Origin of the sequence: Tenacibaculum litopenaei (assembly GCF_964514025.1) — a bacterium.
In the GTDB taxonomy this organism is placed as follows: Bacteria; Bacteroidota; Bacteroidia; order Flavobacteriales; family Flavobacteriaceae; genus Polaribacter; species Polaribacter litopenaei.
Window position 1 is genome coordinate 691345 of record NZ_CAZEQT010000007.1, and the last position, 7982, is coordinate 699326.

Sequence of the window (7982 nt, forward strand, 5' to 3'; positions counted from 1 at the left end):
TTAGAATGTTTTACCCCAAATTTGTATAGTAACAAAACACAAAATTAATGATATACGTAATGAAGTCACTTCGAGATAAAAGAGGTTTTGACCATCGTCAGCTCGGCTCAATGGTTAAAAAAACACCACCCCTTCATCTTTTTTATACGTTGCTTTCTACTTCAAAACGCATACCTCTTAATCAAAACACGTTACGACGGATGCACTCATCTGTACATGCTTTCTAAAGAGTAATTTACTCAAACACCTACGACGCTTATGAAGCCTTGTGGAAGCAAACTTTTTTGCTTCCCTAGAATTCTATTGCCCTAAACCAGCGCTATAAAACAAATAATACATGAAAAAAATCGAAGCCATTATCAGAAAATCTAAATTCCACGCCGTCAAAGAAGCACTGCACAAGGTCGGAGTTAACTTTTTCAGTTACTGGGACGTCACCGGACTTGGAAATGAAAAAGAAGGACACGTGTATCGAGGAATTACCTATAGTACAAGCGATATTCAACGACGTTATCTCTCTATAGTTGTCAATGATGATTTTAAAGAACCTGCCATCAATGCAATCCTGCAAGCCGCAAGTACTGGCGAAGTTGGAGATGGAAAAATTTTTGTTTCCAATATCGAAGAGAGCTATAGAATTCGAACTGCAGAAACCGGTAATGACACCCTAAACTAGATACCCTAACTACCATGAATACACTTACTACCAACAACCTATGGATGATGCTTTGTACAGCCCTCGTTTTCCTTATGCATCTCGGATTCACCTTCCTCGAGATAGGGCTCACGCGTCAAAAAAACACCATGAACATCCTATTTAAAAATATTTTCATCATTACCACAGGACTCCTATTGTACTGTCTTGTCGGTTTTAGTTTTATGTATCCTGGCTTTAGTAAAGATGCCCTAGGAATTATCGGATTTGCCGGTTGGGGGCTTCAAGCACCTTTGGCAGACGGAGTTTTAGATTTGAGTTATAACGAAAACTACACCTATTGGACTGACTTCCTTTTTCAAGGAATGTTTGCTGCCACAGCCGCAACTATCGTTTCAGGAGCCGTTGCGGAACGAATGAAGTTAGAACCTTTTATTCTTTTCACCATACTCTACGTCGGATGTATTTATCCCATTGCCGGATCCTGGAAATGGGGTGATGGATTCTTGAACCGCTTAGAAACTCCCTTTTACGATTTTGCAGGGTCAACCTTAGTGCACTCAGTAGGAGGCTGGGCCGCACTTGTTGCCGTTTGGCTTCTAGGTCCGCGTATTGGAAAATTTAAAAATGGAAAATCAATGGCCATCCCAGGACATAACTTGCCTATGGCTACCGCAGGAGTTCTGTTGTTGTGGTTTGGTTGGTTTGGGTTTAACGGCGGCTCCGTTCTTTCTGCCGATCCGTCAAAAACATCCCTCACCCTAGTAACGACCTCTTTAGCCGCTGCCTCTGGTGGTTTAGTTGCCTTTTTGATAACCACGTTTCGTTACAAGTACTACGATTTACCCATGTTTCTCAACGGGATTTTAGGTGGCTTGGTAGCCATTACAGCTGGTGCAGATGTTATGAGTCCTTCTGAAGCTATAGCTATCGGTGCTGTTGCTGGTGGCTTAATCGTCATGGCCGTACTACTCATCGATTCTCTACAATTAGACGACCCAGTAGGCGCGATTGCCGTTCACCTGATTTGTGGCGTATGGGGAACACTCGCAGTAGGAATTGTCGGTGATTTAGCGAGTTGGAAACAATTCACCTCGCAGTTACTAGGAGTTGCCAGCTATGCTTTAGTATGCATCGTCAGCTCCTTTGCGATATTAAAACTTTTGAAAATCGTTATCGGACTCCGTGTTTCTGAAAAGGAAGAACGCGAAGGTCTCGATAAAAATGAACATGGAATAAATGCTTATCCAGAATTCAGATTAAACGATTAAAATTATTATTTATGGAAGATCAAGGCCTGTATTTAAAAGAGTTTGAAACTGCCAATTGTGGAGCTGGTTTCATTTGTAACCTTCATGGAAAAACCTCTCATAGTATCATCCACAACGCTCTCGATATCCTAGTCCGACTAGAACATAGAGGCGCCGTAAGTGCTGATGGAAAAACGGGAGATGGCGCCGGTATACTCATCGATATACCACATGACTACTTTGCCAGAGTCTGTGAGTTTCCACTCCCAAACTTTCGAGAGTACGCAGTTGGAATGCTATTTATGCCTACAAAAACAACACAACAACGTTTTTGTAAAGAAATTTTTGAAACCGAGTTAAACGAGCAGAATATCAGTATTCTCGGTTGGCGAAAGGTTCCGGTTAACAATGCCGTTTTGGGTAGTATCGCTGCCGAAACAGAACCTGCCATAGTTCAAGTATTTCTTAAAAAACAGTCTGATATCAGTGATTTTGAATTTCAAAAAAAATTGTATGCTGCTCGCAAAGTGACGGAACAAAAAATTGCTCGTTCCAGACTCTCTCAAGCGAATTACTTCTATGTTTCTTCACTGTCTACTCATACCATTATTTACAAAGGACTCCTCATTCCTGAAGATATTGGTCCCTACTATCTCGACCTTCAAGAAACGGATGTCGTTACGCGTTTAGCGCTAGTACATCAGCGCTTTTCAACCAACACCTTTCCGGCATGGGAACTAGCACAACCTTTTCGTTATCTCTGTCACAACGGAGAAATTAACACCTTGAAAGGAAATATTAGTCGAATGAAAGCCCGAGAAGAGCTCATGGCAAGTCCGACATTCCAAGATAAAATATCCGACATGGTGCCTATTATTCCCCCAGGTAAATCTGATTCGGCATCGATGGACATGGCTGCCGAACTCCTACTAATGACTGGAAGAACCTTGCCAGAGGCATTGATGATGATGGTACCAGAAGCTTGGGAAAAAGCGAAGAATATGAACCCGAAGAAAAAAGCTTTCTACGAATACCACTCCTGTATTATGGAGCCCTGGGATGGCCCGGCATCCATTCCGTTTACCGATGGAAATTATATTGGAGCCATCCTCGACAGAAATGGACTCCGCCCATCGAGGTATACGGTAACTACGGACGGTCTCGTTATCATGGCTTCTGAAACCGGTGTTATAGAAGTTCCTCCGCACAAGGTCGTAAAACACGGAAGGCTGGAACCGGGAAAAATGTTTTTGGTAGATATGAACGAGGGACGCATCGTAGAAGACAGCGAAATCAAAAATAAGATTGTCGCCCAATATCCCTACGAAACTTGGTTAGAAGAACACAGACTCCCGCTCGCTAAAATACCGTATACCCAAAATCCTCCAAACCAAGATACCATCCAATACCAAACGCGACTCAAGGCATTTGGATATACCACAGAAGATATACAAACCATCATCAGCCCCATGCTTACTAAGGGAAAAGAGGCTATTGGTTCTATGGGAACGGATACCCCATTAGCTGTTTTGTCATCCAAGCCGCAACTTTTATACAATTACTTTAAGCAATTGTTCGCACAGGTTACCAATCCTCCACTAGACGGAATCCGAGAAGAAATTATCACAGATATCAGTCTTGCCATCGGGGGAGATCGCAATATTTTTGACATTGTTCCAGAACAAGCCAAAAAGCTTCGTATTCAAAACCCCGTAATTTCAAATGAGGATTTAGATAAAATAAAGCATATTCACCATCCTGATTTCTCAGCCGTAACCCTTCCGTTACTCTACAAAATAAACAAAGGTGTAAACGGCTTAGAGCACGCCTTGGAGCAACTGTTGTTTAAGGCGGAAAAAGCCGTTGACGCAGGAGCTAATATACTCATACTCTCAGACAGAAACATTACCGCTAAAAAAGCTGCTATTCCAGCCTTGCTCGCTTGCTCATTTTTACATCACTCCTTAAATCAAAAGGGAAAACGTTCGAAGTTTGGTATCGTCATAGAGACTGCAGAAGCTCGTGAACCGCATCATTTTGCAACCCTATTTGGTTATGGAGCTAGCGCTATCAACCCTTATTTGGTGAATGAAATCATCACCCACGAAGTGACCAATAAGAATGACATCAATCTTACCAAACAAACGGCCATTGCTAACTACAATACCGCTATTGGTAAAGGTATCCTAAAAATTATGAATAAGATAGGAATCTCTACCTTGCATTCGTATCGCGCTTCACAAATTTTCGAAATTTTAGGACTGAAAAAATCCTTTGTCAACAAGTACTTTCCTAATACTCCTAGCCGTATAGAAGGCATCGGTTTATACGTCCTTGAAAAGGATATCAGCAAACGCCATCGCAAAGCTTTTGATACTGAACAACCAGTATCTTCACTAGCACTGCCCATTGGAGGTGACTATCGCTGGCGCCGAACCGGAGAACACCACTTATTTAATCCAAACAGCATCGCAAAACTACAGCAAGCAGTTCGATCAAATAGTAAAGAAAAATACCGTGTATATGCCGAGCTTATCAATAATCAGAGTAAACAATTGATGACCTTGCGTGGACTTCTCGAATTTACCAATCTCGACCCCATTCCAATTGAAGAGGTAGAACCGTGGACAGCCATAGTAAAACGCTTCAAGACAGGTGCCATGTCTTTGGGGTCTATCAGTCAAGAAGCGCATGAAAATCTAGCATTGGCAATGAACAGAATTGGAGGTAAGAGCAATTCCGGTGAAGGTGGTGAAGCAATCGAGCGCAGTACTCCCTTAGCCAATGGGGACTCAAAAAATAGTGCCATTAAGCAAGTTGCGTCAGGCCGATTCGGAGTTTCTAGTTACTACCTGAGCACTGCCAAAGAAATTCAGATAAAAATGGCACAAGGAGCTAAACCCGGTGAAGGAGGACAACTGCCAGGGGAAAAAGTATTTCCATGGATTGCCAAAGTGCGTAACTCAACACCCTTTGTCGGACTTATTTCACCTCCGCCCCATCACGATATCTATTCTATTGAGGATCTCGCACAACTAATATACGACTTAAAAAATGCCAACAGACACGCACGTATTAACGTTAAACTCGTTTCGAAAGTAGGTGTTGGTACCATTGCAGCTGGAGTTGCGAAAGCAAAAGCCGATGTCATACTAGTTTCTGGCTATGATGGTGGAACAGGAGCTTCCCCATTGACTTCCTTAAAACACGCAGGCCTTCCTTGGGAACTCGGTATAGCCGAAGCACAGCAAACACTTGTGTTAAATAACCTGAGAAGTCGCGTTGTATTAGAATGTGATGGACAGCTAAAAACCGGACGCGATGTTGCCATTGCTGCCCTACTCGGAGCTGAAGAGTTCGGATTTGCCACTGCCCCTTTAGTTGCATCTGGGTGCATCATGATGCGAGCCTGTCACCTCAATACCTGTCCTGTAGGAATTGCGACCCAAGATCCTGAATTGCGTAAAAACTTCAAAGGAACTCCAGAACACGTTATAAACTTTATGTATTTCGTTGCTGAAGAGTTAAGAGAAATTATGGCAACATTAGGTTTTCGTACACTAGATGACATGGTAGGCCAAGTTCAAAAACTCCAAGCCAAAAAGGCTATAGAACACTACAAAGCCAAAGGGATTGATGTTAGTGCTTTGCTATTCCGTCCAAATACGGATAGCCCCGTCCGCAATACCACCCAACAAAACCACCATTTGGAACAAACGCTAGATCATCAAATCATTAAAGACATCCTCCCTAAAATTTCCCTTAAAAAGGAGATTACAAAGCATTACCACATCAAGAATACCCATCGAAGTGTCGGAACCATGCTGTCGTATGAGCTTTCAAAAAGGTTTGGTCCTTCAGGACTTACTCAACAGCAGGTACAGTTGCAATTTGAAGGATCTGCAGGACAGAGTTTTGGTGCTTTTTTGACTAACGGAGTTACACTAGCCTTGGCTGGAGACACCAATGATTATCTCGGAAAAGGATTGTCAGGAGGAACCCTCATAATTAGTAAACCCACAACCTCAAAATTTAAAGCCCACGAAAATATTATTACTGGTAATGTCAGCTTGTACGGAGCCATTGCAGGAGAGGTCTACATCAACGGACTGGCAGGTGAACGTTTTGCAGTTCGCAACTCTGGAGCACATGCCGTAGTAGAGGGGTTAGGTGATCACGGCTGTGAATACATGACAGGAGGTCGAGTGTTTATACTTGGAGCCGTCGGTAAAAACTTTGGGGCAGGTATGAGCGGAGGCATTGCCTATATCTACCAACCCACAACTACTAATCATACTCTTTTTAACACAGAGTCCATAGATCTGGACCCACTTAACTTTGACGATAAGCAACTCGTTTTACAGTACGTTAAAAAGCATTATGAATGCACAAAAAGTGATCGCGCCCGATTTCTTTTAGAAAACTGGCATACTAGCCAGCATGACTTTATTAAAGTCTTTCCGAAAGAATACAAAAAAATAGTACAAGAACAACAACAAAACATCAATCAGTTAACAGCATAATTATGGGACAAATAGGAGGATTTAAAATACATCAACGCACCAATGAACAACGATTACCCGCCAAGCAACGCATACTAAACTACGACGAATATACCATTCCTCTTCCCGAGGACACCCAGCGCAAACAAGCTTCTCGTTGTATGGATTGTGGAGTCCCATTTTGCCATAGTGCCTGTCCGTTAGGAAACCTAATTCCAGATTTCAATCACAACGTTCATCTCGAAAACTACAGAGAGGCTCTTGAAATATTACACAGTACTAACAACTTTCCTGAATTTACCGGAAGGCTTTGTCCCGCTCCCTGTGAAAAAGCCTGTGTTTTAGGAATTATTAAAGAACCTGTAGCCATAGAAAATATTGAAAAATCACTGGTTGAAAAAGGTTTTAGCAAAGGGTGGATAACACCTCAAATCCCCAAATTTCGAACTGGGAAAAAGGTTGCTATTGTTGGTTCCGGACCAGCTGGATTGGCTGCTGCACAACAATTAAATAGGTTAGGCCATTGGGTAACGGTATTTGAACGAGCAGATGCCTTAGGAGGACTTTTACGTTACGGGATTCCCAACTTCAAATTAGAAAAACACCTTATTGACCGACGAATTGATCAATTAAAAGCAGAAGGAATACAATTTCAAACAAACGCCGAAGTAGGTAAAAACATTCCTGTTTCCCACCTCGAATCGTATAATGCAACCCTTTTATGTGGTGGTGCTAGTACCCCCAGAAACATCCCAATAATGCCCCGTAAAGTGAAAGGCGTTCATCAGGCCATGGAATACCTTACCTTTCAAACAAAATCCCTCTTTCAATCCCTTGCCCCCAAACCTGAATTGGATGCAAAAAACAAAACAGTAATCGTTATTGGTGGAGGTGATACTGGATCTGATTGTATCGGAACCGCCAACCGACAAGGAGCACACAAGGTTATTAATTTCGAAATTCTTCCCAAACCACCCAAACTCAGAAGTACGACCACTCCATGGCCCTTCTGGCCTTTACAGCTAAAAACTACCAGTTCCCATGAAGAAGGTTGCGAACGTAACTGGTTAATAAGTACTAAAGAGTTTATGACGGATAAAAATGGAAATTTGACTGCTCTAAAAACCGTTGAAGTTTCTTGGGAAGTTACCGATGGTACTCATAGACTTAAAGAAAAGCCCAATTCTGAGAAGATTTGGCCTTGCGATATGGTTTTACTTGCACTAGGGTTTACAGGTCCGGAAAACAGCTTAGCGAAACAATTAGGAATACATCTGAATTCAAATTCGACCTATTCGGATACTCAATACCAAACCAATGTCGAATCTATTTTTACGGCTGGTGATATGCGACGTGGTCAATCATTGATTGTTTGGGCCATTGCTGAAGGAAGAAATGCCGCTGATGCGGTTAACCGTTATTTAAATAAAAAGACTCTCAGAGAATCGAGTATTAAAAATGAAGATCATTTATTAAGGGCATAAAAAAAACCTCACTACGGATGTAATGAGGTTTTAAAAGAAAGGCGACGACCTACTCTCCCACCAGTGGCAGTACCATCGGCGCTAATGGGCT

Annotated in this window: 4 protein-coding genes; all 4 read left to right on the plus strand. The window is 42.3% G+C overall.

Going from position 1 to position 7982, the window contains the following annotated elements; genetic code table 11:
* The first annotated feature begins 337 nt into the window (after positions 1-337).
* The 4 genes from ACKTS5_RS17780 to ACKTS5_RS17795 are packed head-to-tail and all read left to right on the plus strand — an operon-like array spanning position 338 to position 7891.
* The gene (locus ACKTS5_RS17780; protein WP_408045226.1) at positions 338-676 is read left to right on the plus strand and encodes a P-II family nitrogen regulator; all 339 of its coding nucleotides are present in this window, start codon (positions 338-340) and stop codon (positions 674-676) included.
* A 14-nt stretch (positions 677-690) separates the two neighbouring features.
* Positions 691-1926 carry an ammonium transporter gene (locus tag ACKTS5_RS17785; protein ID WP_408045227.1) on the plus strand — a complete coding sequence of 412 codons (1236 nt, stop codon included), beginning with the start codon at positions 691-693 and terminating at the stop codon, positions 1924-1926.
* 11 nt (positions 1927-1937) lie between these two features.
* A complete protein-coding gene (gltB, locus tag ACKTS5_RS17790; protein WP_408045228.1) occupies positions 1938-6428 on the plus strand; it encodes a glutamate synthase large subunit in 4491 nt (1496 codons plus the stop codon).
* 2 nt (positions 6429-6430) lie between these two features.
* A complete protein-coding gene (locus tag ACKTS5_RS17795; protein ID WP_408045229.1) occupies positions 6431-7891 on the plus strand; it encodes a glutamate synthase subunit beta in 1461 nt (486 codons plus the stop codon).
* The last annotated feature ends 91 nt before the right edge of the window (positions 7892-7982 follow it).

Excerpts from the sequence above, each read along its gene's own strand:
- gltB (WP_408045228.1), top strand. The coding sequence starts at position 1,938 with ATGGAAGATCAAGGCCTGTATTTAAAAGAGTTTGAAACTGCCAATTGT.
- ACKTS5_RS17795 (WP_408045229.1), top strand. The coding sequence starts at position 6,431 with ATGGGACAAATAGGAGGATTTAAAATACATCAACGCACCAATGAACAA.
- ACKTS5_RS17785 (WP_408045227.1), top strand. The coding sequence starts at position 691 with ATGAATACACTTACTACCAACAACCTATGGATGATGCTTTGTACAGCC.
- ACKTS5_RS17780 (WP_408045226.1), top strand. The coding sequence starts at position 338 with ATGAAAAAAATCGAAGCCATTATCAGAAAATCTAAATTCCACGCCGTC.